Source organism: Allobosea sp. WAO, assembly GCF_001509835.1.
GTDB lineage: Bacteria > Pseudomonadota > Alphaproteobacteria > Rhizobiales > Beijerinckiaceae > Allobosea.
Genome location: NZ_JXTJ01000010.1, coordinates 131,841 through 156,920 on the forward strand (window position 1 = coordinate 131,841; position 25,080 = coordinate 156,920).

Sequence of the window (25,080 nt, forward strand, 5' to 3'; positions counted from 1 at the left end):
TGCAAAGGCGGCAGGCTGCTCGCGACGATAGTCCGATCAGCCTGCCGCGGTCGGAAGCAGGCTTCGCGCCACGCCCTCGATGCGCTCGGCCGCTGCCTCGAGCGCATCGGCCGCGCGCTGCTCGATCTCGCCGGCGCGCTGGTCGGCCGAGCCGGCGTCGCCCTGCAGGGAGGCGAGGTGGTCTTCCAACCTGGCGACCTTCCTCTGCAACTCGCTGACCTCGTCGGCGACCATCAGCGCCGCCATGACATGCAGGCGCATATCGCCGATCTCGCCGAAGGCCTGGCGCATTTCCTCGATCTTACCGTCGTAGATGCGAGCGAGATCCTCCAGATGGGGCTCCTCGCCCTCGCCGCAGGCCATTCGGTAGGCCTTGCCGGCTATGGTGACGTTCACCTGCGGCATGTCTTTGTCTTTCTTCAGCTTTCGGCGTCGCCCGGCGCTTCGGCGCGCGCGACCATTTCGTGCAGGGCCGTCATCGCCTTGTCGAGCCGCCGGTCGACCTCCTCGGCGGCGCCCTGGACATGGCCGAGCTTGGCCATGGTACCGTCGAGCTCGACGGCGAGGCGGGCCCGGTCGTCCTGCATCAGCGTCAGCTCGGTTTCGAGATTGGCACGACCGCGCTCGGCTTCGAGCCGCCGGCGGGCGGCCGCTTCGAGCTGGCCGAGCGCGCCTTCGAGGCGCGACAAGGCGTGATCCAATGCTGGAAACGCCACGTTTCTTCCTTTTCAGGCCGGACAAACCGGCTCAACCGATTCGGAATCCTAGTGCATGTCGCCGCACCCCGAAAGATCGGCCTGCGCCATGAGCCATCCCTAAGGCTCTGAACGGCTGGGCGATTCACAGGATTTGTCGGGGTAAGGCGGGTGATCCTTCCCACGCGTAGCGGTGGATTGCGCCGAAATCGCCTGCGCTGATCGAATTGACTCCGCTCGCGGCGAGGGCCTATCGAACGCGCGCCTTTTTCTGCAACCGTTTCCCGCTCGCCGGCCTGTTTTCACGCGTGAGCGGATGTCCCATCCCCCGGAGTGAGCCAATGACGATGCCAGCGATCGACCGCGCCCAACATGAGCGGCTCGCCAACGCCATTCGCTCGCTCGCCATGGACGGCGTCGAGCAGGCCAAGTCCGGCCATCCCGGCCTGCCGATGGGCGCAGCCGACATCGCCGCGGTGCTGTTCTCGCGCATCATGAAGTACGATGCGGCCGCGCCGACCTGGCCCGACCGCGACCGCTTCGTGCTCTCGGCCGGCCATGGCTCTATGCTGATCTACGCGCTGCTCTACCTGACCGGCACGGGCGGCCTCGAGCTCGACGACCTCAAGAAGTTCCGCCAGCTCGAATCGAAGACCCCGGGGCATCCCGAGAACTTCATGACCAAGGGCGTCGAGACCACCACCGGCCCGCTCGGCCAGGGGCTCGCCACCGCGGTCGGCATGGCGATGGCCGAGCGCATGCTCGCCGCCGAGTTCGGCAAGAAGCTGGTCGACCACAAGACCTATGTGCTGGCCTCCGACGGCGACCTGATGGAGGGCATCAGCCAGGAGGCGATCGCGCTCGCCGGCCATCACAAGCTCAACAAGCTGATCGTGCTCTGGGACGATAACGGCATTTCGATCGACGGGCCGCTGTCGATCTCCGATTCGGTCGACCAGGTCGCCCGCTTCAAAGCCTGCGGCTGGAAGTCCGAGCGCGTCGACGGCCATGATCCCGATGCGATCGAGGCCGCGATCCGCCGCGCCCAGAAGTCCAACAAGCCGACCATGATCGCCTGCAAGACGGTGATCGGCTTCGGCGCGCCGAAGAAGGCCGGCACCTCCAAGGCCCATGGCGAGCCGCTCGGCGCCGAGGAACTCGCCGCCGCCAAGAAGGCGCTCGGCATCACCGGCGGACCGTTCGAGGTCGCCGCCGACGTGCTCAAGGCCTGGCGTGGCCTCGGCGCCGCCGGTGCCGCCGCCCACAAGGACTGGCAGGACCTGCTCGCCGGCCTCTCCGAGCGCAAGCACGGCGAGTTCGAGCGCCGTCTCGGCCTGACCCCGCCGGCCAAACTCGGCAAGGCGGTCACCGCCCACAAGAAGGCGCTCGCCGCCAATCCGCAGGCGGTCGCGACCCGCAAGGCCTCGGAGCTGGCGCTCGACGCGATCGTCCCGGTGATGCCGGAGCTGGTCTCCGGTTCCGCCGACCTGACGCCGTCGAACAACACCAAGGCCAAGGGCCTCGAGGACTTCACCCCGAAGACCCCGAAGGGCCGCTACATCCGCTACGGCATCCGCGAGCACGCCATGGCGGCGGCGATGAACGGCATCACCCTGCATGGCGGCTTCCGCACCGCCGGCGGCACCTTCCTGGTCTTCGCCGATTATGCGCGCCCGGCAATGCGCCTCGCCGCACTGATGGGGCTGCCGGTCGTCTACGTGATGACGCATGACTCGATCGGCCTCGGCGAGGACGGGCCGACCCACCAGCCGGTCGAGCATCTCGCCTCGCTGCGGTCGATGCCGAACATGCGCGTGCTGCGCCCGGCCGACGCGATCGAGACCGCAGAAGCCTGGCAGATCGCGCTGGAGCGCACCGACGGCCCGACCGTGCTCGCCCTGTCGCGTCAGAACCTCGCGCCGCTGCGTCAGGACGGCACGGCGACCAACCGTTCGGCCAAGGGCGGCTACGAGCTGCTCGCGGCCGAGGGCGGCAAGGCGCAGGTCTCGCTCTTCGCCTCGGGCTCCGAGCTCGAGATCGCGGTCGCGGCGCGCAAGCTCCTGGCCGAGAAGGGCGTGCGCGCCCGCGTCGTCTCGGTGCCCTCGCTCGAGCTCCTGCTGGAGCAGGACGAGGCGGTGAAGGCGGCGATCATCGGCGAGGCGCCGGTCAAGATCGCGGTCGAGGCGGCGGTGCGCTTCGGCTGGGACGCCGTGGTCGGGGCCGATGGCGGCTTCGTCGGCATGTCCTCCTTCGGCGCCAGCGGCCCCTACAAGCAGGTCTACGCGCATTTCGGCATTACGCCGGAAGCAGTGGCGGAAGCGGCGATCAAGCGCCATAACGCCTGAGTTTCTGTGGTCAGACCATGGATCTGCCATGGTTTGGCCGATTTGCCCGCACTAATGGCGCTGGCTGCGCCGCCGAACGGCGAAGGAGAGGATTGAGATGACGGTCAAGGTGGCGATCAACGGCTTCGGCCGCATCGGGCGCAACGTTCTGCGCGCGATCATCGAGTCGAAGCGCAAGGACATCGAGGTCGTGGCGATCAACGATCTCGGCCCGGTCGAGACCAACGCCCATCTCTTCCGCTTCGATTCGGTGCATGGCCGTTTCCCCGGCACGGTCACCGTCTCGGGCGACACGATCGATGTCGGCCGCGGGCCGATCAAAGTCACTGCCGTGCGCGATCCCAAGGACCTGCCGCACAAGGCGCTCGGCGTCGACATCGCGCTTGAGTGCACCGGCATCTTCACCACCAAGGAGAAGGCGGCCGCCCATCTCGCCGCCGGCGCCAAGCGCGTGCTGGTCTCGGCTCCCTGCGACGGCGCCGACCTCACCGTGGTCTACGGCGTCAACCATGGCGAGCTGACCAAGGACCACCTCGTCGTCTCGAACGCCTCGTGCACCACGAACTGCCTCGCGCCGGTCGTGCGCGTGCTGCAGGACGCGGTCGGCATCGACAAGGGCTTCATGACCACGATCCATGCCTATACCGGCGACCAGCCGACGCTCGACACCATGCACAAGGATCTCTACCGGGCCCGCGCCGCAGCGCTCTCGATGATCCCGACCTCGACCGGCGCCGCCAAGGCGATCGGCCTCGTCATCCCCGAGCTGAAAGGCCGTCTCGACGGCACCTCGATCCGCGTGCCGACGCCGAACGTCTCGGTCGTCGACTTCAAGTTCATGGCGAAGCGCAAGACCACGGTCGAGAAGATCAACGAGGCCATCATCAAGGCCAGCAAGCGCGGGCCGCTGAAGGGCATCCTGGCCGTCACCGACCAGCCGAACGTCTCCATGGACTTCAACCATGACCCGGCCTCGTCGACCTTCGCGCTCGACCAGACCAAGGTGATGGACGAGAAGTTCGTCCGCATCCTCACCTGGTACGACAATGAGTGGGGCTTCTCGAACCGGATGAGCGACACCGCCGTCGCCATGGCCAAGCTGATCTGACCCAGAAGGGTCCCTGAATGGCCGCGCCCGGCGCGGCCATTCCACTTTCACGAACGGGAAAGCCAGAGCCCATGAACAAGATCGAGCCTACCGTCGCGAACCCGTCGCCCGCTCCCGAGGCGATTATTCCGCCCGCCCCGACCATGGCGGAAGCCGCCGCGGCCCGCGCCGCCGAGATCAAGGCCGCCGAACCAACCGTCGCCAGCGATCCGCGCAAGCTCGACCAGCTCTCGCGGATCGAGGAGAAGGCGGCTCGGATCGAAGAGAAGTTCGCCCGCTACGAGGCCGTGTTGACCCGTGCCGAAGCCTCGCTCGAGCGCAGCGCCCAGAAGGTCGACCTCGCCGCCGGCACCATGGATTTCGCCGGGCTGCGCGAGGAACTCTCGACGCTCCGCCAGCGCGTCAACGCGACGCCGCGTTTTGGCGCGCTGTTGCTGACCGGCATCGTGACCGCCGTCCTAACGGTGATCCTCACCGTGATCGTGCTGAAGAACGGCGTCCCCGGCATCCTGCCGCCGAGCCTGCCGCGCTGACGCTGTCACGCTGACCCTGCCACGCCCCGACCTTCGGAAGAGACTGCGATGCCTGCTTTCCGCACCCTCGACGACGCCGACCTCGCCGGAAAGCGCGTTCTCGTCCGCGTCGACCTCAACGTGCCGATGGAAGACGGCAAGGTCAGCGACGCGACAAGGATCGAGCGTGTGCTGCCGACGATCCGCGAGATCTCCGAGAAGGGGGGCAAGGTCATCCTGCTGGCGCATTTCGGCCGGCCCAAGGGCCGCGATGAGAAGAACAGCCTGAGGCAGGTCGTTCCGGCGCTCGCCCATGCGCTCGGCCAGCCCGTGATCTTCGTCGGCGACTGCATCGGCGAGGATGTCGCCAAGGCGGTCGCTGCGGCCAAGAATGGCGAGGTGCTGCTGCTCGAGAACACCCGCTTCCATGCCGGCGACGAGAAGAACGATCCGGAGTTCGTTAAGGCGCTCGCCGCCAATGGCGATGTCTATGTCAACGACGCCTTCTCCGCGGCGCACCGGGCGCATGCCTCGACCGAGGGGCTGGCGCATGTGCTGCCGGCCTATGCTGGCCGCACCATGCAGGCCGAACTCGAGGCGCTCTCTGCCGGCCTCGACAGCCCGGCGCGGCCGGTGCTGGCGATCGTCGGCGGTGCCAAGGTCTCGACCAAGCTCGAGCTGCTTGGCAACTTGGTGAAGAAGGTCGACCTGCTCGTCATTGGCGGCGGCATGGCCAACACCTTCCTCGCGGCGCGCGGCGTCAATGTCGGCAAGTCGCTCTGCGAGCATGATCTCGTCGCGACCGCCCGCGAGATCGAGGAGAAGGCCAAGGCCGCCGGCTGCGAGATCCTCCTGCCGGTCGATGCGCTGGTGGCGCGCGAGTTCAAGGCCAATCCCGGCCACCGCGTCGTCTCGATCGGCGAGGTCGCCGATGACGAGATGATCCTCGATGCCGGCCCGCTCAGCGTCGCCGAGGTCGTGCTGCGGCTCGACAAGGTCAAGACCGTGGTCTGGAACGGCCCGTTCGGCGCTTTCGAACTGCCGCCCTTCGACACGGCGACGGTGACGGTCGCCAAGGCGGTGGCCGAGCGCGCCCGGACCAACCGGCTCGTCGCGGTCGCCGGCGGCGGCGACACGGTAGCGGCGATGAACCATGCCGGCGTCGCCGACGACCTGACCTATGTCTCGACGGCGGGCGGCGCCTTCCTCGAATGGATGGAAGGCAAGGCCCTGCCGGGCGTCGAGGCGCTCCGCAAGGGCTGAGCCCTGCCGCAGCCTGCGGTTGCGTGGCGGAATGTTTATGCTATGTTCTCGTTCATGAGCGAGAACATCAAAGACGTTGTCCCGCAAATCCTGATGAAAATTCAGGAAGATCTTGCTGCGTTTCGTCGCGATGTGACGGAACGCCTCGATCGTCTCGAAGTGATCCAGAAGCAGGAGCGCCGTAACACGGCTGCCATGCTGGTAATGATGCGCGGGACGGCGGGCGTCTATGAGGAGCGACTGAACCAGCTCGAGATCGACCGTATCGTCAAGCTGGAGGACCGGATGGCGGCTGTCGAAGCGCGACTGCGCTGAGCCGGATTCACGCTTTCGTCGGCTTTCGCTTTGCGTCCGCCACAGTTCGATTCTAAACCCTCCGGGTAAAGCAGAGTCCAACCGGAGGATCATCGTGGCCCGTATCACGCTTCGCCAATTGCTCGACCATGCCGCCGAGAACGACTACGGCGTTCCGGCCTTCAACATCAACAACATGGAGCAGGCGCTGGCGATCATGGCGGCTGCGGACGCTACCGACGCTCCGGTGATCATCCAGGCCTCGCGCGGGGCGCGCTCCTACGCCAACGACATCATGCTCAAGCACATGATGGACGCGGTCACCGAGATCTACCCGCATATCCCGGTCTGCGTGCATCTCGACCACGGCAACGAGCCGGCGACCTGCATGACCGCGATCCAGGCCGGCTTCACCTCGGTGATGATGGACGGCTCGCTCAAGGCCGACGGCAAGACCCCGGGCGATTGGGACTACAATGTCGGCGTGACCAAGACCGTCACCGACATGGCCCATCTCGGCGGTATCTCGGTCGAGGGTGAGCTCGGCGTGCTCGGTTCGCTCGAGAGCGGCGAGGGCGAGAAGGAGGACGGCCACGGCTTCGAGGGCAAGCTCAGCCACGACCAACTCCTGACCAACCCCGACGAGGCGGTGAAGTTCGTCGCCGAGACCAAGGTCGATGCGCTCGCCATCGCGATGGGCACCTCGCACGGCGCCTACAAGTTCACGCGCAAGCCCGACGGCGCGATCCTGGCGATGCATGTCATCGAGGAGATCCACAAGAAGCTGCCGAACATGCATCTCGTCATGCACGGCTCGTCCTCGGTGCCGCAGGACCTGCAGGACATCATCAACCAGTATGGCGGCAAGATGCCCCAGACCTGGGGCGTCCCGGTCGAGGAGATTCAGCGCGGCATCAAGCATGGCGTACGCAAGATCAACATCGACACCGACAACCGCATGGCGATGACCGGCCAGATCCGCAAGATCCTGTCCGAGAACCCCGGCGAGTTCGATCCGCGCAAGTATCTGAAGCCGGCCATGGAAGCGATGACCAAGCTCTGCAAGCAGCGCCTGGAAGAGTTCAACACCGCCGGCCAAGCCTCGAAGATCAAGCGCGTCATCACCCTGGCCGACATGGCCAAGCGCTATGCCAAGGGCGAGCTCGACCCGACCTTCGGCGCCAAGAAGGCGGCCTGAGCCCAGTCGCAAGTCCTTGGGCTGCCGCTCGCCGTGGCAGCCAACTCAGTTCCAGCGCCGCCGGGTTTCCGGCGGCGTTTTTCTTTGGCCGATACAAACCCTTGACGATTTAGGTCGTTTGTCCTAATTGAGATTTAGGACGGGTGACCTAGCGAGATGTTCGGTCCGCAGGGAGAACGGGGAGGTCCGGCGTGAGGGCAGCCGCCACCAGGCAGCAAATCGTCGCTGCGGCCGATCAGCTCTTCTACGAGCGCGGCTACGAGCCGACCGCCTTTGCCGACATCGCGGCGGCCGTCGGCATTTCCCGCGGGAATTTCTATTATCTTTTCAGGGCGAAGGACGAGATTCTCGCGGCCGTGATCGCATTGCGGCTGGACCGGACGCGCAGCATGCTGGAGCGCTGGCAGGGAGAGGTCGAGACGCCGCGCGCGCGCATAGGTTGCTTCATCGGCATGTTGACCGCCAATCGCACCAAGATCATGCGCCATGGCTGTCCGGTCGGCACGCTCTGCAACGAGCTTGCGAAACTCGACCATCACGCACAGCAGTACGCGGCCGAGATCTTCACCCTGTTCCGGGACTGGCTCGCGTCGCAGTTCGTCGCGCTCGGCTGTGCGGCCGAAGCGGACAGGCTGGCGATGCATGTGCTGATGCGCAGCCAGGGCGTCGCAACCTTGGCGGCCGCCTTTCACGACGAGGCTTTCATCCAGCAGGAGGTCGAGGACATGTCGGCTTGGCTAGAAGGCCTGAAACCGCTCGAAAACACCCTGTCAGTCGCCTGATCCATTCGCCGGAAAGGTAGCCCTATGTTTGTCGTCGCGCTCCGCTTCTCCGCCAACAAGTCCCGTGCGGCAGTCCTGATGCCGGCCCATAACGACTGGATCAGGCGCGGCTTCGATGACGGCGTCTTCCTGCTGACGGGCAGCCTGAAGTCGGGAGGCGGCGGCATGGTTCTCGCGCACAAGCTGTCACGCGAAGAGCTCGATGCGCGCCTGCGGGAGGACCCCTTCGTCGCCGAGGATGTCGTCGGCGCCGATGTCCTCGAGATCGCTGCCGGACGAGCCGATGATCGGCTCGCCTTCCTGCTGAACTGACGGGCAAGGCGCCGGCAGGATCAGACGCCGATCTTGCCGCCGCCCTTGCGGGTGATCGCGACCACCGAGGGGCGCACCGGCATGTCCGGCTTGAAATCCGGCCAGCGGGTCGAGAGATCCTCGTAATAGGAGCGGCGGCCGAATTCCGGCCAGTCCGGGCCGTCGTCGCCGGGGTGCTGGACCGCGACGAAGGCGGTGGTGTCGTCGGGCGTGAAGCAGGGGCCGCAGAGCTCGGCGCCGTGCGGCACGCGGTAGAACAGTTTTGAGGTGCGGCGTGCCGCGCCCTTCGTATCGACCGCCCAGAGACCGTCGGTGCGGCCGGTCTCCTTGGGGCCGTTGCCGTCGGTCGCGACCCATAGGCGCCCGGCGGAATCGACCACGGCATTGTCGGGCATGCCGAACCAGCCATTCTTGCTGGTCTCGGTCGAGAAGCTCGCGCCGACGGCGGCGACGGACGGGTCGCCGCATTTCAGCAGCACTTCCCATCTGCCTTTGGTCGCGGTGAAGTCGCCGCCATCCTCGATGATCTCGATGATGTGGCCGAAGGCGTTTTTGGCGCGCGGATTGGCGGCGTCGACCTGCTCGTCCTTGCGGCTGGTGTTGTTGGTCAGCATCACATAGACGCGGCCATTGACGCCGTTGGGCGTGATGTCCTCCGGCCGGTCCATCTTGGTGGCGCCCAGCAGGTCGCCGGCGCGGCGGGTTTCGATCAGCACGTCGGCCTGGCTGGCGAAGCCGTTTGCAGCGGTGAGTGGCCCCTGTCCGAAGACCAGCGGCATCCATTCGAGCGTGCCGTCGGCGGCGAATTTCGCGACATGGAGCGTGCCGGAATCGAGCAGGTCCATGTTGGCGGCGCGATCGTTCGGATCGAAGCGCCCGGCGGTGACGAATTTGTAGACATAGTCGAAGCGCTCATCGTCGCCGAGATAGGCGACGACGCGGCCGTCCTTGGCGACGATGTTGTCGGCGCCCTCATGCTTGAAGCGGCCGAGTGCGGTGCGCTTCTTCGGGACCGATTTCGGATCGAAGGGGTCGATCTCGACGATCCAGCCGAAGCGGTTGGCCTCATTGGGCTCGCTGGCGAGGTCGAAGCGCTCTTCGAAGCGGCCCCAGGCATAAGGTGAGGAGGGGATGGCGAGGCGCTTGTAATTGGCCTCCTCGCGATGGCCTTCCGGCAGCTTGCCGGAGAAATAGCCGTGGAAGTTCTCCTCGCCGGAGACGAAGGTGCCCCAGGGCGTCATCGCGCCCGCGCAGTTGTTCAGCGTGCCGAAGACCTTGCGGCCGGAGGTGTCGGCCTTGGTCCTGACGCGCTCCGTGCCGGCGACGGGGCCGGAAAGCTGCATCTCGGTCGCCACCGTGATCCGGCGGTTCAGCTTTGAATCCTTGACCAGCGCCCATTTGCCGTCGGTCCGGCGGATTTCGGCGACGGTCGCGCCATGGGCCATCGCCTCGATGGAGTAGCGCTCCTTGGTCGCGTTCTTCATCACCGGCTTGCCGTCCTTGATCTCGACGACGCCGGGGAACATCAGATGCGGGTTGGTGTATTCGTGATTGACGAAGAGCACGCCATGGGCGGACGGGTCGGCCGCGCCGGGCAGGGGCAGGTAGCCGACGAAGTCGTTGTTGTAACCGAACTGCCTGGCCTGGGCTTCGGGCGTCTGTTTGGCTGGATCGAACTGCGGCGCATCGGGAAAGAGCGGGTCGCCCCAGCGCAGCAGCACGTCGGCGTCGTAGCCTTCGGCGACATGGTGGTCGGCGTCGACGCCGGCCGCGACCTCCTTGAAGGCGAAGGCTGAGCCTTCGCTGCCGCGCGCTTCCGCCCGTTCGGCGGTCGCCAAAGCGGCAGTGCCGACCGTCGCCGAGATCGCCGAGACGGCAAGCGCGCCCTTGAGCAGGCCGCGACGCGAGAAGCGCTGGCCGATCAGCTCACCCATCGTCGGGTTGTCGGTCAGGTTCTGCGGGGCTGCGTCCTCATGCTCGAGCAGGCTCGCGCCGAAGGTCGATTCATATTGGGTATCGTCGCCCATCACCGGCTCTCCATGCCCTAAGCTCGCTTCCGATTGGAACGGTTGCAAGCTAGCTGGAGCGGTTGACAGGCAGGTGACGTCGCGAGCGGCCGGTGCCGGTTCTCAGGCCACGCGGCTGCGACGGGTCAGATTCTCGAAGGCATCGGCCAGACCCTCTGCCTGGCGGGTCAGCGACTGGGCGACGCCGAGAACGTCGCCGACGCTGGCGCCGGCGGCCTGGGCCGACTCGTTCACGGCGCCGATGGTGTGGGCGACCTCCTGGGTTCCCTGCGCGGCGAAGCTGACGCTGCGGGCGATTTCCTCGGTTGCGGCGCGCTGCTGCTCGATGGTGCTCGCAATGGTCAGGGTCGTCTGATCCATGCCGGAGACGAAGCCGGCGATGCTCTCGATGGCGAGGATGGCCTCGCGGCTATGGGCCCGCATCGTCGGAACCTGGGCAGCGATCTCGTCGGTCGCCTTGCCGGTGCGCTCGGAGAGCAGCTTGACCTCCTGGGCGACGACGGCGAAGCCTCGGCCGGCCTCGCCGGCGCGGGCGGCCTCGATCGTCGCGTTGAGGGCGAGCAGGTTGGTCTGCTCGGCGATGTCGCGGATCAGGTCGACGATCGAGCCGATGGTTTCCGCCGACTGCGCCAGGCTCTTGACGATGACCTCGGTCGTTTGCGCTGCTGCACTGGCGTCATGGGTCTTGGTGGTGGCGCCGGTGACCTCCGCCGCGATGTGCCGGAGCGAGATCGAGAGTTCCTCGGCGGCGTTGGCGACGTTGCGGACATTCTCCGACGCCGCATCGGAGGCGCTGGCGGCGGCGAGGGCTTGCATCCCGGTCTCCTGCACGGTGTCGTTCATGGTGCGCGCGAGCGTCTCGATCACACGGGCGCTGCCGGCGACCGAGGCGACGACGTCGCGTACCGTGACCTCGAAGGCGGCGATCTCACCCTGGGACGTCTCGCGGCTCTGCTTCTGCACGAGCGTGTAGGTCTCGAGCAGCAATTCCAGGTCGAACTGGATGGCCTTCAATAGCGCGGCGCGCAGGGCGATGCGCCGGTTGAGTTCCTTGCGTTGCCAGAAGCGCAGGCGGCCGAGCCCCTCGCGCTGCAGCCCGAGTTCGGCGCCGATCGCATTGCCGACGATGGCATGGCAGATGGCGACGCCATGGACGGGTACGCCATGGTCATGGAAGGCGGTGGCGAGCGTACGGGCCGATGCCAGGAAGTCGTCGTCGAGTTCCCCCGAGACCAGCCTGATCCAATGGGCCAGCCGCAGCGCATGGACCTCCGGCTGCTGCATGGCGCGGTGGATCTCGGGCCAGGCTTCGAAACGGTCGTGCAGCCCTTGCAGCAGACCGGGCATGCGCTCGCGCGCAAAGTCACGCTGGCCGTGCAGCAAGGCGAGGTCGTATTCGTCGATACGGAAGGTGCGCAGACGCGCGTCGTGCTGGGCGATGGCGTTGCTCATACGCAACTTCTTGCGATCTCGGCGATGGGCTGACAGGTTCGCGAGGACATTGCGAGGAGTTCGAAAACAAAGGCTTAAGCACGCGCGAAAGGCAGTGCGTCATCGCGAAAAAGCAGTGGCGCGTGCTTGCTTCCTGCCGATCCCGCTGACTATAACCCGCGCCTGCGCGCGGCGCCGGGCTGCCGCAACGATCAGAGCGGAGGCGACCAAGCCATGGCCGGGCATTCCCAGTTCAAGAACATCATGCACCGCAAGGGCAAGCAGGACGCGGTGCGTTCCAAGCTGTTCTCGAAGCTGGCCCGTGAAATCACCGTCGCCGCCAAGATGGGCATGCCCGATCCGAACATGAACCCGCGCCTGCGCATGGCCGTGCTGGCGGCGCGCGCGGAAAACATGCCGAAGGACAATATCGAGCGCGCGATCAAGAAGGCGATCGGCGGCGAGGGCGAGAACTATGACGAGGTCCGCTACGAGGGCTACGGCCCGGGCGGCGCGGCCGTGATCGTCGAGGCGCTGACCGACAACCGCAACCGCACGGCCTCGGCGGTGCGCTCCTACTTCACCAAGTCCGGCGGGGCGATGGGCGAGAGCAATTCGGTCTCGTTCATGTTCAACCGGGTCGGCGAGGTCAGCTATCCCGCCGAAGCCGGCGATGCCGACAAGGTGATGGAGGCCGCGATCGAGGCCGGCGCCGACGACGTTATCAGCGACGAGAACGGCCACACCATCCTGTGCGCCTTCGACGCGCTCAACGAGGTCTCCAAGGCGCTGGAAGCCGCGCTCGGCGCGCCGGCCTCGGCCAAGCCGGTCTGGCGGCCGACGACGACGGCGCCGCTCGACGAGGAGAAGGCGGCGTCGATGATGCGGCTGATGGAAGCGCTCGACAATGACGACGACGTTCAGAACGTCTTCGCCAATTTCGAGATCGCCGACGATGTGATGGCGAAGCTCAGCGGCTGAGGGCCGGACAGTCAATCGCGTCATTGTCGGGCTTGTCCCGACCATCCACGCCTCCTCTCTGAAGGGCGGTGGTCAAGACGTGGATGCTCGCCACAAGGGCGAGCATGACGGCTCTGGCCCGTTATCGCCCGAGCCAGGAATCCCAGAGCGGCAGGCCGGCGATCGCGCTGAGGAAGATCGTCAGATAGGCGATCCGCCGGAAGGTCTGCTCGGAGGCGAGCCCGAAGGCGTGTGTGCCGATCCAGAGGCCGGCGCCATAGATCAGGAAAAGCGGCAGCGCCATCAGCAGGCCGGCGGCGCTGAGGATGCCCTTGATCCAGAGGATGGTGCCGCTGACGATCGTGCCCAGGCCGAAATAGGTCTGCATGTTGGCGCGCGTCTTGTGCCGGTCGTTGCGCTGGGCGCCGAGCCAGAACACGGCGAGCGGCATGCCGCCGATGCTGGCGAGCCCGTTGCAGAGTCCGGACAGGGCGCCGACGCCGAGCGAAAGCGGAATGCCCGGCTGGCCGTGATAGCGCCAGCCGGAACCCAGCAGCGCCACCGTGCCGAGCACGAGCGCGGCGAGGAGCCAGCGCATCGTCGTCTGGTCAAGCCAGATCAGTAAGGCGAGGCCGAGCGGCAAGGTCAGCGTCGCCGCGACCAGGAGCGGAACGACCTCGCGCCATTCGGCCCGCTTCGCCGAGCGCGCTGCCAGCGGCAGGGCGAAGGGCATGTCGATCAGCCAGATCAGGCCTAGCGCCGCGACCGGGCCGAGCACGACCGAGGCGAGCGGCATGAAGACCATGGCGAAGCCGAAGCCGGTGAAGCCGCGCACCAGCCCGCCGAGAAAGGTTGCGAAGAGCAGCGTGGCGATGCCCGAGGCAGAAATGGCGGGAAAGAAGGGGGCTAGGAGTTCGAGCATGGCCTCGGGCGCAATGGCGAAGGCTTCACCTCACCCCAAGCCGTGGCGCGATCAACCCCCGTTGCAGTGATGGCAGCGATGAGCGGCAAGCATCGATCGTCCGGTATCGATCGCCCGGCACGGTTCCACCGCAGGCGGCGGCGCTCTAGTTTGCCGCGATGAATCTGATTCGCATCCTCGGCATCGACCCCGGCCTGCGCAAGACCGGCTGGGGCGTCATTCTCAGCGAGGGGACCAAGCTCAGCTTCATCGCCTGCGGTGTCGTCGAAAGCGAGCCGAAGGCCACGCTCGCCGAGCGGCTACGGCAATTGCACGACGGCATCGCCGGCGTGATCGCCGCCCATGCGCCGGGCGAGGTCGCGGTCGAGGAGACCTTCGTCAATCGCGACCCGCAATCGGCGCTGAAGCTCGGTCAGGCGCGCGGTGTCGCGCTGGTGGTGCCGGCGCTGGCGGGGCTGGAGGTCGCCGAATATGCGGCGAACCTCGTCAAGAAGACGGTGGTCGGCGTCGGCCACGCCGACAAGAAGCAGGTGCAGGCGATGATCCGCGTGCTGCTGCCCAAGGCGGAGACCAGGAGCGCCGACGCCGCCGATGCGCTGGCGGTAGCGATCTGCCATGCCCAGCATCGCGGTGCCCGGGCGATGCTGGCGAAGTATCAGGCCCGGTAGGCGTAGAGCTCGGCATCCGGGTCGCCCTTGCCGGTGAGGCCGGCCCGGACGATCTCGGCGCCGATGCGGCTATAGGTGATGCCGTTGCCGCCAAAACCCATCACGGCCCAGCAATTCTTCCGCCCGGGCATCTCGCCGATCGTCGGCAGCCCGGTGGTCGACGCGCCGAAGGTGCCGGCCCAGGCGAAGTCGACTTCAGTGTCGAGTTCGGGGAAAAGCCCGGCGAGCTTCTTCTGGAGCGTTCCGGTCTTGGCCGCGATCAGCCGGTCGCGCGCCTCTTCATCGACGAAATCTTCGTCCTCGCCGCCACAGATTACGCGGCCGTCGGGCGTGGTGCGCAGATAGAGATAGGGTTCGGACGCTTCCCAGATGAAGCAGCGCTCCGGCCAGAGGCGCCGCGGTTGCGGGACGGTGGCGATCGCCCAGGTCGAGATCGCCTGATGCCCCTTCGGCTCGTGTCCGAAAGGGATCTCGTAGCCGGTGCAGAACACGACATGGCGGCTGCTGATGCGGGCGCCGGCCTTGGTGCGCAGGACGACGGAACGCGGCCTGGCATCGATGTCGACGATCTCGACCGGGCTGGCGAGCCGCGCGCCGCGGGCGATCGCTATGCGCAGGAACGCGGCGGCGAGGGCGCGCGGATCGACCTCGACATTGTCATAGCCGAGCAGGGCGGCCCGGCGCCTGATGCCGAAGCGTTCCTCGAGCGCTGCGGCGTCGAGGAAGGCGGTCTCGAATCCGGCGAGGCGGCGTGCCTCGCCCTCGCGGGACAGGGCTTCGGCATCGAGCAGATTGCCGGCGAGGTAGAGCGAATCGCGTTGGCGCATCGGGGCGAGGGACAGGGCGCGGATGCGGGCGCAAAGCCCGTCCAGCGCCAGCCGCGAGCGCCGCCAGGCCCGGATCGCCGCCTCCTCTCCGATCTGGCGGGAGAGCTTGGTCAGGGGCTGGTCGATCTCGTATTGGAGGAGGGCGGTGCTGGCGACGGTCGAGCCACGGACCGGGCCGCGCCGGTCGACGATCAGCACGTCCAGCCCGGCTTCGCTGAGCATATCGGCGACCATCGCGCCGGAGATGCCGGCGCCGATCACGACGACATCTGCGCTCGCATCGCCCGTAAGCTGCCAGCCCGGCACGGAAGGCGCCCGCTTCTCCTGCCAGACCGAGCGGCCGGTCCGCAGGTCCCTCTTTTTCGTCAGCACGCGGCACTCCCCAATCCTGGTGGAGAACGCATGATCGCCGCGAATGATCCGCGCTGGCTGGAAGGGGCGATCATGCTAACAGGATGGCATGATCGGAAAGCTAAAGGGCCTCATCGATTCGTATGGCGAGGACTTCGTCATCGTCGACGTTCAGGGCGTCGGCTATGTCGTGCAGTGCTCGTCGCGCACGCTGCAGCGCCTGCCCAAGACCGGCGAGGCCGCGGCGCTCTCGATCGAGACGCATGTTCGCGAGGATGCGATCCGGCTCTACGGCTTCCTGTCCGATACCGAGCGCGACTGGTTCCGCCTGATGCAGACGGTGCAGGGCGTCGGCGCCAAGGTCGCGCTGGCGATCCTCTCGACGCTCGAGCCCGGGGCGCTGGCGACGGCGATCGCGACCGGCGACAAGGCGGCGGTGGCCCGCGCATCCGGCGTCGGGCCGAAGCTGGCGCAGCGGATCTGCGCCGAGCTCAAGGACAAGGCTCCGGCCTTCGGCCATATCGATGCCGGCGTCGCCGAGCTCGCCGGTGCGCTCGATGACAAGCGCCTGCCGCAGCCGGTCGCCGATGCGGTCTCGGCCCTGGCCAATCTCGGCTATCCGCAGGCGCAGGCCGTGGCAGCGGTCGCGGCCGCTTCGCGGGCTGCCGGGGAGGGCGCCGGGACGGCGCAACTGATCCGGCTGGGCCTGAAGGAACTGGCGAAATGAGCCGCGCGCCGGAACTGGTCCGCGAGATCGAGGACAAGAGCGCGTTCCTGGCGCTGATGATGCGGCATTGGGGCTCGCATCGCATGATGATCGGGCTGAAGACTTATGACTGTGCCGAGATTCCGCTGCTCGGCCTGTTCACGCCCGCCGGCGAGCCGCTGGCGCTGGCGAGCTGGGCGCCTGATGGCGACACCGCGGTGCTTTGCGCGCTGCATGCGCTGAAGCCCGGAGAAGGCGCGGCCGAGCGGCTGCTCGATGCGGTCAAAGCCGCGGCGAAGGCGCGCGGCGCCGTCAGGCTGCGGGCCATGCTGACCAATGACAACATGCCGGGCCTGGCGTTCTACCAGAAGCTCGGATTCCGCTTCTCGGGGCTTTATGTCGAAGCGATCGATGCCTACCGCTCGGTGATCCCGACGATCATCAAGACCGGCTATCAGGGCCTGCCCGTGCGCGACGCGCTCGAATTGGAGATCGCGTTGTGAGTGAACCCCGCCGATTGGTGACGCCAGAGCGCCGGGACGACGACAGCGAGAGTTCGCTGCGGCCGCTCTCGCTCGCCGATTTCACCGGCCAGGCGGCGGCGCGGGCCAATCTGCAGGTCTTCATCAACGCCGCGCGCACCCGCGGCGATGCGCTCGACCATGTCCTGTTCGTCGGGCCGCCCGGCCTCGGCAAGACGACCCTGGCGCAGATCGTGGCGCGCGAGCTCGGCGTCAATTTCCGCTCGACCTCGGGACCAGTGATCGCCAAGGCCGGTGACCTTGCGGCGCAGCTCACCAATCTCGAAGAGCGCGACGTGCTCTTCATCGACGAGATCCACCGGCTCAATCCGGCCGTCGAGGAAATCCTCTATCCGGCGATGGAGGACTACCAGCTCGATCTGATCATCGGCGAGGGGCCGGCGGCGCGCTCGGTCAAAATCGACCTGCCGAAGTTCACCCTGGTCGGCGCGACGACGCGGGCCGGTTTGCTGACGACGCCGCTGCGCGACCGCTTCGGCATTCCGGTCCGGCTGCAATTCTACACGGTCGAGGAACTGCAGGGCATCGTCGCGCGCGGCGCGCGGGTGCTCGGCGTGCCGATGTCGGATGACGGCGCCAACGAGATCGCGCGGCGCTCGCGCGGGACGCCGCGCATCGCCGGGCGCCTGCTCCGCCGGGTGCGTGACTTCGCGATCGTCGACGGCGATGCGATCGTCACCCGCAAGGTCGCCGACAAGGCGCTCAGCCTGCTTGAGGTCGACGGGATCGGCCTCGACCTGATGGACCGGCGCTATCTGACCATGGTCGCGGTGAATTTCGGTGGCGGCCCGGTCGGCATCGAGACCATCGCGGCGGCACTCTCCGAGCCGCGCGACGCGATCGAGGAGATCATCGAGCCTTTCCTGCTGCAGCAGGGCTTTCTGCAGCGCACGCCGCGTGGGCGCCTTTTGACCGCGCATGCCTTCCGGCATCTCGGCATGGCCGAGCCCAAGCGCGATACGGCGCAGTTCGGATTGTTCGGCGACGAGGACGACGAGGCGTGACCGGCAGGGGTAAGACGCTAACGCTGGCACTCGCCCTTTCCGGGCAGATCGCCATGTCGGCCGCCCCGGTGCGAGCGGACGATGTCTCGCCACGCGGGCCTGTCGCAGAGGCCTACGCGATTACCATCAAGACGCTGAAGGGGGCCGGCAAGCCTGCCTGGCGGCCGCCACACCGGGACCGGCTGATGAGCCGGGAACTTGCCGCACTCTTCGCCCGCGACGATCTCTATCAGGAGGAGAGCGGCGAGATGGGCCAGATCGGCGCCGACCCTTTCCTCAATGGTCAGGACGGCGAGATCAAGAAGCTGAGCCTGGACACCATCCCGGTCGCGCCGGGCAAGGCGACGGTCATTGCCAGCTTCCGCAGCTTCGGCAAGCCCGTCGCCGTCCAGTTCAGGATGGTGCGGGAGAATGGCGGCTGGCGCATCGACGACATCATCGACCAGTTCGACGGCAAGGACTACTCGGTCCGCGAGGCCCTGGCGCAGCCCTATGACTGCGGCTCGTTCATGGGCAAGCCCTGCAAGCGCTGAGACGCGCGGCGGCTTCGTCTACTGGCGCGCGAATTTGGATCGCTGCATGGCCGGAAGCTGGCCGGCATGATCGAGTGCGCCGGACGGCGCTTCGCGATCGCTCTCGATCGGCTGCATGCCCTGGTCGGGGTTGCGACTTTCCGGCCGGGCCGGCTCGGTTTCCGCCTTGCGCTTCCGATCCAGCGCCTTGCGGGCCTTGGCCTGCTGGGCCGCGTGTCGCAGCTTCTCCATCGACTTGGTCTCCGTCCGGTTGCCCGGTGATAACCTGTAGGGATTGGCGAGGTTCCCTTGCGGGCAGGAGCGGGCGGTTGTGGTCGCGCTGCCTTCGGGGCTAAAGCTCGCGGCACGCCCGCGAAAGGAAGCGCGGCTGTGCTCTCTGGAGCCGGCCGCCCGAGAGCCTCAATGACCGAATCGAACGCTGCGCCCGCCGGCCACCGGATTTCCGTCCGCGTCTATTACGAGGACACTGACTTCTCCGGCGTCGTCTATCACGCCTCCTATCTGCGTTTCATGGAGCGCGGCCGCACCGAGCTGATCCGCGCGCTCGGGATCGAGCAGCGCGAGCTGTTCGACGGCGACCAGGCGCTCGGCTTCGCTGTCCGGCGCATGACGATTGATTTCGTCAGGCCGGCGGTGATGGACGATCTGCTGACGGTGGAGACGCGCCCGACGCTGGCGCGCGGCGCCACCATGGAGCTCGACCAGCGCATATTGCGCGGCGAGGAAGTGCTGATCACGGCACAGGTCAAGGTCGCCTGCGTCGGTGGCGGCAAGGCGCGGCGCATCCCCGACGTGCTGAGGCACCGGCTGGGGCTCGAGATCGTCTGAGCGGGGCTGCTCGGACTGGCATCGACCCGGTCCGAGCGCCATGTTAGTGCCCGTAACATGAGCTGGAAACGCGACGAGCCCGGTCAGCCGCGGGGCTATCACCACGGCAACCTCAAGGAAGCGCTGATCCGCGCCGCGCTCGGCCTGATCGGCGAGAAGGGGCCGAACGGCTTCACCTTCGCCGAAGCGGCCCGCATGGCCGGCGTCAGTCCCGCCGCGCCCTATCGCCATTATCGCGACCGCGACGAATTGCTGGCCGATGTCGCGGTGCGCGGCTTCATTGCCTTCGAGGCCGCCCTGGCCAAGGCCTGGGATGGCGGCAAGCCCGATCCGGAAACCGCCTTCCACCGGCTCGGCCGGGCCTATCTCGCCTTCGCGCATGACGAGCCGGCCTTCTATTCGGCGATGTTCGAGGCCGGCGTGCCGCTCGATGCCAGCCCGGAATTGCGGGCCGCCGCCGACCGCTCCTTCCAGCAATTGCGCCAGGCCGCCGAGACGCTGATCGCGGCATTGCCGCAGGGTAAGCGGCCGCCGGCCCTGATGATGGCGCTGCATATCTGGGCGATGTCGCATGGCGTCGCCGCCCTGTTCGGCCGGGCCGATGGCGGCAGGCGGCCCTTGCCGATGTCGGCCTCCGACCTGCTGGAGGCCGGGATGCTGGTCTACCTCAAGGGCCTCGGCCTGCCGCCCGAGCAGGCTGGCTGAACGTTCTCCTCACTTCTTCGGTTCATCGTCATCCCGGGCGCAGCGAAGCGGAGAACCGGGATCCATTCCGGAGCCTTTCTCGGAAAGATTCAGGCATGGATTCCGGATCAGCACCGCTGACGCGGCCTGTCCGGGATGACAAGTCAGGGAAGGTGTCTGCCCAAAAAATTGGAGCCCTCCGTCTTGAAACGCTTGGCAGCTGCGGCCAGATATGTGAATGTGATTTACATTCACACCGTCGGCATCCGCCGATCGGGGAGGTTGGCCGGCAGCGGCATCCGCCGCCGCCATTCAGTTTCGAGAGGGAACGATGCCGATCGTCGCCAAGCTTGACGAATATGGGAAAGGAGCCTGGCTCGCATTCGCAGTGCTCGGTTTCATCATCTTCTGGCCGCTGGGTCTGGCGACCCTGGTCTTTCTGTTTTGGAGTGGACGCATGGGACATGGTTGCGGACAAGAGCGTTACGAGCACCGGATGAGCCGCCTGCAGGACAAGATGGACCGCCTGCGCGATCGCATGGGCGGCGGGCAGGGCTGGGGCCGCTCCGGCTTCGGCGGTTGGGGGCGTGGTCCCTCCAGCGGCAACCGCGCCTTCGACGAGTACCGCGAGGAGACGCTGCGTCGCCTCGAGGATGAGCAGCGCGAATTCCAGGATTTCCTCGGCCGGCTGCGCATGGCCAAGGACAAGGCCGAGTTCGACGAGTTCATGGGCGAGCGCCGCCGGGCTGCGCCGGATGCCGAGGCCCCCGGCAACGCCTGATCGCATCAGCGACCCCACAGCTTTCGCGGCCCGCTTCCCTCTGGGAGGCGGGCCGTTTTGCTTTGGCGACTCGCTAGCCGGCTCCGCGTTCCTGCAACGCCTCGTCACGAGCAAGATCAGGCTGAAGGCGCCTTGGTCGGCAGAGCAGTATCGCCGCAGGCAGGCCGGGTCGGGTGCTTGCCTGCCGGGCGCGCGGCGTCACCTTTCAGCGCTTGGGGCAGGGCGGCCAGGCGTTTGCACCTGTGCATTTACGCCCTTGCGCGCGCCGCCGCTGTTCGCCGCAGGCCCGGCGCCATAACCCGATGTTAACCACGAGGGCTGTTAAGGTTGATCGGGCCTTAATCCGAAACAAGGCCTTTGGCGCGCCGAATATCGCCGTTTGGCCCATCTTTCGCCGGATTCAGCGGCGATTGGTTCTGACGGCATATCCCCGGAGCGCAGATCGGGCGGCGGCGCGAACTTCGCGACGCGTCTAGCGGGCTGTGCGGAGTCGGTCGGATTTCGCATCGGCCAGGCAGAAGGATGACAGGATGAACCCCGCCGCGGAGGTCGCGCAGGTCGCGCCGCAGATCGACATGTCGTTCTGGTCGCTGTTCTGGCACGCCCATTTCGTCGTCAAGATCGTGATGATGGGCCTGCTCGCCGCATCGGTCTGGTGCTGGTCGATCATCGTCGACAAGACCCTGCTCTACCGCCGCACCCGCCGCGACATGGACGCCTTCGAGGAGGTGTTCTGGTCTGGCCGGTCGCTCGAAGAGCTTTATCGCGAGCTCGCCAACCGGCCGGTCAGCGACATGGCGGCGGTCTTCGTCGCGGCGATGCGCGAATGGAAGCGCTCCTTCGAGAATGGCGGGCGCTCGGTCGCGAGCCTGTCGCAGCGCATCGATAAGGTGCTCGACGTCACTATCCAGCGCGAGGCGGAGCGGCTGGAATCGAAGCTGCTGGTGCTTTCGACCATCGCTTCGGCGGCTCCGTTCATCGGCCTGTTCGGCACGGTCTGGGGCATCATGAACTCCTTCACCGCGATCGCGGTCTCCAAGAACTCCTCGCTCGCCGTCGTGGCGCCGGGCATCGCCGAGGCGCTGTTCGCCACCGCGATCGGCCTGTTCGCCGCGATCCCGGCACTGATGGCCTACAACAAGCTCCAGGCCGAGGTCGCCAAGGCGCAGAACCGGCTCGAAGCCTTCGCCGACGAGTTCTCCGCGATCCTGTCGCGGCAGATCGACGAACGGCTGGCGGCTTAAGGGGCGGCGCGGATGGGCATGTCAGCCGCAGCCGGCGCCAAGGCCGGGGGACGTCGCAGCCGCCGCAGACGGCACGGCGCCATCGCCGAGATCAACATGACGCCGTTCATCGACGTCATGCTGGTGCTCCTGATCATCTTCATGGTCGCGGCGCCGCTGATCGCGTCCGGCGTGCCGATCGACCTGCCGCAGACCGGCGCCAAGCCGATCAATGTCGACCAGAAGCCGATCACCATCGCCATCGACGACAAGGGCCAGATCTTCCTGCAGGACCAGCCGACGCTGGAGCCCGATCTCGTGCAGAAACTCCAGGCGATCGCCAAGCAGGGCTTCGACGACCGGATCTATGTCCGTGGCCACAAGCAGGTCGACTACGGCCGCGTCGCCTCGGTGATGTCGACGATCACCAGCGCCGGCTTCAAGCGCGTCGCGCTGGTCACCGAGCCGAGCGCGCGGTGAACGGGGGAGTCTGACGGCGTTGAAGATCTCCAGTTCCGAACCGGGCATGGCGATATCCGCCCTTGGCCACGCGACCTTCCTGGTCGCGGGGCTGCTGGCGTTTTCCTCGCCGAACCCGCTGCCGGAGCATATGGAAGCGATCGCCGTCGAGGTCATCGATCCTTCCGCGCTGAACCAGGTGACGCGCGGCGAGCGCCAGGCCGAGAAGGTGCAGGAGCAGCCGCAGCAGCGCGCCGAGCGCCAGTCCGAGATCGTCGAGCGCAAGGAGGCCGGCGAGGCTAAGCACGACACGCCGGCGCCGCCCTCGCGGCCGGCCGAGCTCAAGGTCGCTGATGAGAATGTCGCGGCACCGTTGCCGCCGTCGCGGCCGACCCCGAAGCCGACGCCGCCGGCCGAACCGGTGAAGCAGCCGCCGCAGAAGACCGAGCAGGCCGCGGCCCGCGAGGCCGAGCAGCGCCGCGAGGAGCTGGCGAAGCTGGCCGAGGAGGCCGAGCGCGAGAGCAAGGCCAAGCAGGCCGAGGAAGAGGCAAAGGCGGCCGCCAAGGCGAAGGCCGAAGCGGAGGCGCAGGCCAAGGCGGAAGCCGCCAAGCTCGCCAAGGCGAAGGCGGAAGCCGAAGCCAAGGCCAAGGCGGAAGCCGAGCAGAAGGCGAAGCTCGCGGCGGAAGCCAAGGCGAAGCGCGAGGCTGAGGCGAAGGCCAAGCGCGAGGCCGAGATCGCCAAGAATTTCAATCCGAACGACATCGCCAAGCTGCTGCAGTCGAAGGAGCAGGCGCAGTCCTCGGGAGCGAGCGCGCCGCAGGTCAACCGCACGGCATCGCTCGGCACCCAGACCGGCTCGTCGCAGAAGCTCTCGCCCTCGCTGCGGGCTCAGCTGATGGGCATCATCCAGGACCAGCTGCAGAAATGCTGGAACGTGCCGATCGCGCTGCAGAGCTCGCCGCGTCCGGTGGTCCCGCAGGTGCGGATGAAGCTCAACACCGACGGCTCGCTGCTCGGCCAGGCGAGCGTGACCAATTCCTCGTCCGACCCGCTCTTCCGGGTCGCGGCGGATTCGGCGCTGACGGCGACGCGGCGCTGCTCGCCGCTGCGTATTCCCGCTCAGTTTGCCGCGTATTATGACGATTGGCGCGATGTCGTCGTCAATTTCGACGCAAGGGACGTGCTGTGACCGCGATCGACCGCTACTCTCTCCCCCTTATCCGGACGGCGCCGCGCGCATCCGGGCTGACGCGCCGCCATGCCCTGGCTCTCGGCGGTGCCGCGCTTGCCGGCACGATGCTGCTGCCGGCCGCGGCTCGGTCCGAGCTGGTCATCGACCTGCGCAAGGGCACCTTCCAGCCGATGCCGATCGCGATCGCGGATTTCGCGGGCGAGGGGGGCATTCAGGTCTCCGGCATCATCACCAACAACTTGAAGCGCTGCGGCTATTTCCTGCCGATCGAGAAGGCGCGCCACCCCGAGAAGAACCCGCCCTTCGACAGCGTCCCGCAATTCGAGGCGTGGAAATCGGCCGGCATCCAGGCGCTGGTGACGGGGCGCGTCTCGCGCGACGGCTCCGGCCGCCTCAAGGCCGAGTTCCGGCTCTGGGACGTGCTGACCGGCGAGCAGATCGACGGCCAGCAATACTTCACCGACCCCAATAATTCCCGCCGCGTCGGCCACATCATCTCGGATGCGGTGTTCAGCAAGGTCACCGGCGTCGGCGGCTTCTTCGACACCCGCGTCGTCTTCGTCGACGAATCCGGCTCGAAGGAGAGCCGGCGCAAGCGGCTCGCGATCATGGACCAGGACGGCGCCAATGTGCGCTACCTGACCGATGGCGCGATCTCGGTGGTGACGCCGCGGTTCTCGCCGGTGGCGCAGGAAGTCACCTACATGGCGCAGCGCACCGGCGAGCAGCCGCGCGTCCATGTCTTGAACATCGAGACCGGCCAGCGCCAGGTCGTCGGCAACTTCCCGGATATGACGACGAGCCCGCGCTTCTCGCCGAACGGCGCGCGCATCGCGCTCAGCCTGCAGCAGGGCGGCAATGCCAATCTCTACGCGATCGACATCGGCTCGCGCACCACGACGCGGCTGACCTCGACCCCAGCGATCGACACCTCGCCCTCCTATTCGCCCGATGGCGCGCAGATCGTCTTCGAGAGCGATCGCGGTGGCTCGCAGCAGCTCTATGTGATGGGCGCCGGCGGCGGGGAGGGCAAGCGCATCTCCTTCGGCCAGGGCTCCTATTCGCAGCCTTCCTGGTCGCCGCGCGGCGATCTCATTGCCTTCACGCGTCAGGGCGGCGGCGCCTTCTCGATCGGCGTGATGCGGCCCGACGGCTCGGGCGAGCGCATCCTCACCGAGGGCTTCCACAACGAGGCGCCGAACTGGGCGCCGAACGGCCAGTACATCATGTTCTTCCGCGACCCCGGCGGCCAGTCGGGCGGCAAGCTCTACATGGTCGACATCACCGGCCGGGTCGAAATCCCGGTGCCGACGCCGGCCTTCGCCTCCGACCCGACCTGGTCGCCGCTTTTGACCGCAGCGCGCTGAGGCTCTGCGGCCGGCCTCGTTCACGAGCCGGTGAGCGAGGCTTCCGCTTCGCGGCCATGACACGTT

Annotated in this window: 28 protein-coding genes; 21 read left to right on the forward strand and 7 right to left on the reverse strand. The window is 67.2% G+C overall.

The annotated features are described in order from the left end of the window. Positions 1-36 precede the first annotated feature (36 nt). Together DK26_RS19800 and DK26_RS19805 are read right to left on the reverse strand one after the other, a co-directional pair. Positions 37-405: a cell division protein ZapA gene (locus DK26_RS19800; protein WP_066476063.1), complete on the reverse strand. Its 369-nt coding sequence runs from the start codon at positions 403-405 to the stop codon at positions 37-39. 14 nt (positions 406-419) lie between these two features. Then, on the reverse strand, positions 420-689 hold the full coding sequence (locus tag DK26_RS19805) for a DUF4164 family protein (protein ID WP_248310044.1): 270 nt from the start codon (positions 687-689) through the stop codon (positions 420-422). A 353-nt stretch (positions 690-1,042) separates the two neighbouring features. On the opposite strand from DK26_RS19805, the gene tkt reads away from it, so the two are divergent. The 8 genes from tkt to DK26_RS19845 all read left to right on the forward strand — a co-directional run bounded on the left by tkt (position 1,043) and on the right by DK26_RS19845 (position 8,509). Then, positions 1,043-3,040 carry a transketolase gene (gene tkt / locus DK26_RS19810; protein ID WP_157089766.1) on the forward strand — a complete coding sequence of 666 codons (1,998 nt, stop codon included), beginning with the start codon at positions 1,043-1,045 and terminating at the stop codon, positions 3,038-3,040. Positions 3,041-3,137: 97 nt separating this feature from the next. After that, complete coding sequence (gene gap, locus DK26_RS19815; protein WP_066476067.1) at positions 3,138-4,148, forward strand: type I glyceraldehyde-3-phosphate dehydrogenase; 1,011 nt, start codon at positions 3,138-3,140, stop codon at positions 4,146-4,148. Positions 4,149-4,219: 71 nt separating this feature from the next. Beyond that, on the forward strand, positions 4,220-4,681 hold the full coding sequence (locus DK26_RS19820; protein ID WP_066476069.1) for a hypothetical protein: 462 nt from the start codon (positions 4,220-4,222) through the stop codon (positions 4,679-4,681). A 48-nt stretch (positions 4,682-4,729) separates the two neighbouring features. Next, positions 4,730-5,923 carry a phosphoglycerate kinase gene (locus tag DK26_RS19825; RefSeq protein ID WP_066476071.1) on the forward strand — a complete coding sequence of 398 codons (1,194 nt, stop codon included), beginning with the start codon at positions 4,730-4,732 and terminating at the stop codon, positions 5,921-5,923. A gap of 54 nt (positions 5,924-5,977) precedes the next feature. Further along, on the forward strand, positions 5,978-6,238 hold the full coding sequence (locus DK26_RS19830) for a hypothetical protein (protein WP_157089743.1): 261 nt from the start codon (positions 5,978-5,980) through the stop codon (positions 6,236-6,238). Between the two features lie 94 nt (positions 6,239-6,332). Further along, complete coding sequence (fba, locus tag DK26_RS19835) at positions 6,333-7,415, forward strand: class II fructose-bisphosphate aldolase (protein WP_066476075.1); 1,083 nt, start codon at positions 6,333-6,335, stop codon at positions 7,413-7,415. A gap of 191 nt (positions 7,416-7,606) precedes the next feature. Beyond that, a complete protein-coding gene (locus DK26_RS19840; RefSeq protein WP_066476077.1) occupies positions 7,607-8,197 on the forward strand; it encodes a TetR/AcrR family transcriptional regulator in 591 nt (196 codons plus the stop codon). Between the two features lie 24 nt (positions 8,198-8,221). Continuing rightward, positions 8,222-8,509, forward strand: coding sequence for a hypothetical protein (locus tag DK26_RS19845; protein WP_066476078.1), 288 nt, complete (start codon positions 8,222-8,224; stop codon positions 8,507-8,509). Positions 8,510-8,529: 20 nt separating this feature from the next. Here DK26_RS19845 and DK26_RS19850 read toward each other — a convergent pair whose 3' ends face one another. Next, the gene (locus DK26_RS19850; protein WP_066476079.1) at positions 8,530-10,536 is read right to left on the reverse strand and encodes a PhoX family phosphatase; all 2,007 of its coding nucleotides are present in this window, start codon (positions 10,534-10,536) and stop codon (positions 8,530-8,532) included. 102 nt (positions 10,537-10,638) lie between these two features. Then, positions 10,639-11,988, reverse strand: a complete 1,350-nt coding sequence (locus DK26_RS19855; RefSeq protein WP_066476080.1) for a globin-coupled sensor protein — start codon at positions 11,986-11,988, stop codon at positions 10,639-10,641. Between the two features lie 213 nt (positions 11,989-12,201). Between DK26_RS19855 and DK26_RS19860 the strand changes: the two genes are divergently transcribed. After that, positions 12,202-12,948 carry a YebC/PmpR family DNA-binding transcriptional regulator gene (locus DK26_RS19860; RefSeq protein WP_066476081.1) on the forward strand — a complete coding sequence of 249 codons (747 nt, stop codon included), beginning with the start codon at positions 12,202-12,204 and terminating at the stop codon, positions 12,946-12,948. Positions 12,949-13,069: 121 nt separating this feature from the next. Here DK26_RS19860 and DK26_RS19865 read toward each other — a convergent pair whose 3' ends face one another. Next, positions 13,070-13,849 carry a sulfite exporter TauE/SafE family protein gene (locus tag DK26_RS19865; RefSeq protein ID WP_066476082.1) on the reverse strand — a complete coding sequence of 260 codons (780 nt, stop codon included), beginning with the start codon at positions 13,847-13,849 and terminating at the stop codon, positions 13,070-13,072. Positions 13,850-14,007: 158 nt separating this feature from the next. On the opposite strand from DK26_RS19865, the gene ruvC reads away from it, so the two are divergent. Beyond that, positions 14,008-14,517 carry a crossover junction endodeoxyribonuclease RuvC gene (gene ruvC, locus DK26_RS19870; RefSeq protein ID WP_066476084.1) on the forward strand — a complete coding sequence of 170 codons (510 nt, stop codon included), beginning with the start codon at positions 14,008-14,010 and terminating at the stop codon, positions 14,515-14,517. Here ruvC and DK26_RS19875 read toward each other — a convergent pair. Further along, on the reverse strand, positions 14,505-15,716 hold the full coding sequence (locus tag DK26_RS19875; RefSeq protein WP_349236330.1) for an FAD-binding oxidoreductase: 1,212 nt from the start codon (positions 15,714-15,716) through the stop codon (positions 14,505-14,507). The two genes, ruvC and DK26_RS19875, sit on opposite strands and share 13 nt — an antisense overlap. A gap of 88 nt (positions 15,717-15,804) precedes the next feature. On the opposite strand from DK26_RS19875, the gene ruvA reads away from it, so the two are divergent. Genes ruvA through DK26_RS19895 form a run of 4 tightly spaced genes read left to right on the forward strand, consistent with a single transcriptional unit; the run spans position 15,805 to position 18,480 of the window. Beyond that, positions 15,805-16,422 (forward strand): Holliday junction branch migration protein RuvA, encoded by a 618-nt coding sequence (gene ruvA / locus DK26_RS19880; protein WP_066476085.1) that lies wholly within the window; start codon positions 15,805-15,807, stop codon positions 16,420-16,422. Beyond that, complete coding sequence (locus DK26_RS19885; RefSeq protein WP_066476087.1) at positions 16,419-16,904, forward strand: GNAT family N-acetyltransferase; 486 nt, start codon at positions 16,419-16,421, stop codon at positions 16,902-16,904. The genes ruvA and DK26_RS19885 overlap by 4 nt, the downstream gene beginning before the upstream one ends. Then, positions 16,901-17,947 carry a Holliday junction branch migration DNA helicase RuvB gene (gene ruvB / locus DK26_RS19890; RefSeq protein WP_184231715.1) on the forward strand — a complete coding sequence of 349 codons (1,047 nt, stop codon included), beginning with the start codon at positions 16,901-16,903 and terminating at the stop codon, positions 17,945-17,947. The genes DK26_RS19885 and ruvB overlap by 4 nt, the downstream gene beginning before the upstream one ends. Continuing rightward, the gene (locus DK26_RS19895; protein WP_066476090.1) at positions 17,944-18,480 is read left to right on the forward strand and encodes a DUF3828 domain-containing protein; all 537 of its coding nucleotides are present in this window, start codon (positions 17,944-17,946) and stop codon (positions 18,478-18,480) included. The genes ruvB and DK26_RS19895 overlap by 4 nt, the downstream gene beginning before the upstream one ends. 18 nt (positions 18,481-18,498) lie before the next feature. Here DK26_RS19895 and DK26_RS19900 read toward each other — a convergent pair whose 3' ends face one another. Continuing rightward, complete coding sequence (locus tag DK26_RS19900; protein WP_066476091.1) at positions 18,499-18,711, reverse strand: hypothetical protein; 213 nt, start codon at positions 18,709-18,711, stop codon at positions 18,499-18,501. Positions 18,712-18,882: 171 nt separating this feature from the next. On the opposite strand from DK26_RS19900, the gene ybgC reads away from it, so the two are divergent. The 7 genes from ybgC (at position 18,883) to tolB (ending at position 25,014) form a co-directional block, all read left to right on the forward strand. Then, complete coding sequence (gene ybgC / locus DK26_RS19905; protein WP_066476093.1) at positions 18,883-19,308, forward strand: tol-pal system-associated acyl-CoA thioesterase; 426 nt, start codon at positions 18,883-18,885, stop codon at positions 19,306-19,308. A gap of 57 nt (positions 19,309-19,365) precedes the next feature. Further along, the gene (locus DK26_RS19910; RefSeq protein WP_066476094.1) at positions 19,366-20,013 is read left to right on the forward strand and encodes a TetR/AcrR family transcriptional regulator; all 648 of its coding nucleotides are present in this window, start codon (positions 19,366-19,368) and stop codon (positions 20,011-20,013) included. 310 nt (positions 20,014-20,323) lie between these two features. Further along, positions 20,324-20,773, forward strand: coding sequence for a DUF2852 domain-containing protein (locus DK26_RS19915; protein ID WP_066476096.1), 450 nt, complete (start codon positions 20,324-20,326; stop codon positions 20,771-20,773). Between the two features lie 530 nt (positions 20,774-21,303). After that, positions 21,304-22,017: a protein TolQ gene (gene tolQ / locus DK26_RS19920; protein WP_066476097.1), complete on the forward strand. Its 714-nt coding sequence runs from the start codon at positions 21,304-21,306 to the stop codon at positions 22,015-22,017. A 12-nt stretch (positions 22,018-22,029) separates the two neighbouring features. Beyond that, a complete protein-coding gene (tolR, locus tag DK26_RS19925; protein WP_066476098.1) occupies positions 22,030-22,476 on the forward strand; it encodes a protein TolR in 447 nt (148 codons plus the stop codon). Positions 22,477-22,522: 46 nt separating this feature from the next. Beyond that, complete coding sequence (tolA, locus tag DK26_RS19930) at positions 22,523-23,644, forward strand: cell envelope integrity protein TolA (protein ID WP_066476100.1); 1,122 nt, start codon at positions 22,523-22,525, stop codon at positions 23,642-23,644. Between the two features lie 107 nt (positions 23,645-23,751). Then, a complete protein-coding gene (gene tolB, locus DK26_RS19935; protein WP_083533411.1) occupies positions 23,752-25,014 on the forward strand; it encodes a Tol-Pal system beta propeller repeat protein TolB in 1,263 nt (420 codons plus the stop codon). Positions 25,015-25,080 lie beyond the last annotated feature (66 nt).

What these genes read in the sequence shown, in the direction of transcription:
- tolQ (WP_066476097.1), top strand. Translation starts at nt 21,304, where the DNA reads ATGAACCCCGCCGCGGAGGTCGCGCAGGTCGCGCCGCAGATCGACATG.
- tolR (WP_066476098.1), top strand. Translation starts at nt 22,030, where the DNA reads ATGGGCATGTCAGCCGCAGCCGGCGCCAAGGCCGGGGGACGTCGCAGC.
- DK26_RS19900 (WP_066476091.1), bottom strand. Translation starts at nt 18,711, where the DNA reads ATGGAGAAGCTGCGACACGCGGCCCAGCAGGCCAAGGCCCGCAAGGCG.
- DK26_RS19845 (WP_066476078.1), top strand. Translation starts at nt 8,222, where the DNA reads ATGTTTGTCGTCGCGCTCCGCTTCTCCGCCAACAAGTCCCGTGCGGCA.
- DK26_RS19820 (WP_066476069.1), top strand. Translation starts at nt 4,220, where the DNA reads ATGAACAAGATCGAGCCTACCGTCGCGAACCCGTCGCCCGCTCCCGAG.
- ruvA (WP_066476085.1), top strand. Translation starts at nt 15,805, where the DNA reads ATGATCGGAAAGCTAAAGGGCCTCATCGATTCGTATGGCGAGGACTTC.
- DK26_RS19910 (WP_066476094.1), top strand. Translation starts at nt 19,366, where the DNA reads ATGAGCTGGAAACGCGACGAGCCCGGTCAGCCGCGGGGCTATCACCAC.
- ruvC (WP_066476084.1), top strand. Translation starts at nt 14,008, where the DNA reads ATGAATCTGATTCGCATCCTCGGCATCGACCCCGGCCTGCGCAAGACC.
- DK26_RS19865 (WP_066476082.1), bottom strand. Translation starts at nt 13,849, where the DNA reads ATGCTCGAACTCCTAGCCCCCTTCTTTCCCGCCATTTCTGCCTCGGGC.
- tolB (WP_083533411.1), top strand. Translation starts at nt 23,752, where the DNA reads ATGCTGCTGCCGGCCGCGGCTCGGTCCGAGCTGGTCATCGACCTGCGC.
- tolA (WP_066476100.1), top strand. Translation starts at nt 22,523, where the DNA reads ATGGCGATATCCGCCCTTGGCCACGCGACCTTCCTGGTCGCGGGGCTG.
- DK26_RS19860 (WP_066476081.1), top strand. Translation starts at nt 12,202, where the DNA reads ATGGCCGGGCATTCCCAGTTCAAGAACATCATGCACCGCAAGGGCAAG.
- DK26_RS19885 (WP_066476087.1), top strand. Translation starts at nt 16,419, where the DNA reads ATGAGCCGCGCGCCGGAACTGGTCCGCGAGATCGAGGACAAGAGCGCG.
- DK26_RS19915 (WP_066476096.1), top strand. Translation starts at nt 20,324, where the DNA reads ATGCCGATCGTCGCCAAGCTTGACGAATATGGGAAAGGAGCCTGGCTC.
- DK26_RS19850 (WP_066476079.1), bottom strand. Translation starts at nt 10,536, where the DNA reads ATGGGCGACGATACCCAATATGAATCGACCTTCGGCGCGAGCCTGCTC.
- ybgC (WP_066476093.1), top strand. Translation starts at nt 18,883, where the DNA reads ATGACCGAATCGAACGCTGCGCCCGCCGGCCACCGGATTTCCGTCCGC.
- DK26_RS19825 (WP_066476071.1), top strand. Translation starts at nt 4,730, where the DNA reads ATGCCTGCTTTCCGCACCCTCGACGACGCCGACCTCGCCGGAAAGCGC.
- DK26_RS19830 (WP_157089743.1), top strand. Translation starts at nt 5,978, where the DNA reads ATGAGCGAGAACATCAAAGACGTTGTCCCGCAAATCCTGATGAAAATT.
- DK26_RS19800 (WP_066476063.1), bottom strand. Translation starts at nt 405, where the DNA reads ATGCCGCAGGTGAACGTCACCATAGCCGGCAAGGCCTACCGAATGGCC.
- gap (WP_066476067.1), top strand. Translation starts at nt 3,138, where the DNA reads ATGACGGTCAAGGTGGCGATCAACGGCTTCGGCCGCATCGGGCGCAAC.
- DK26_RS19855 (WP_066476080.1), bottom strand. Translation starts at nt 11,988, where the DNA reads ATGAGCAACGCCATCGCCCAGCACGACGCGCGTCTGCGCACCTTCCGT.
- tkt (WP_157089766.1), top strand. Translation starts at nt 1,043, where the DNA reads ATGCCAGCGATCGACCGCGCCCAACATGAGCGGCTCGCCAACGCCATT.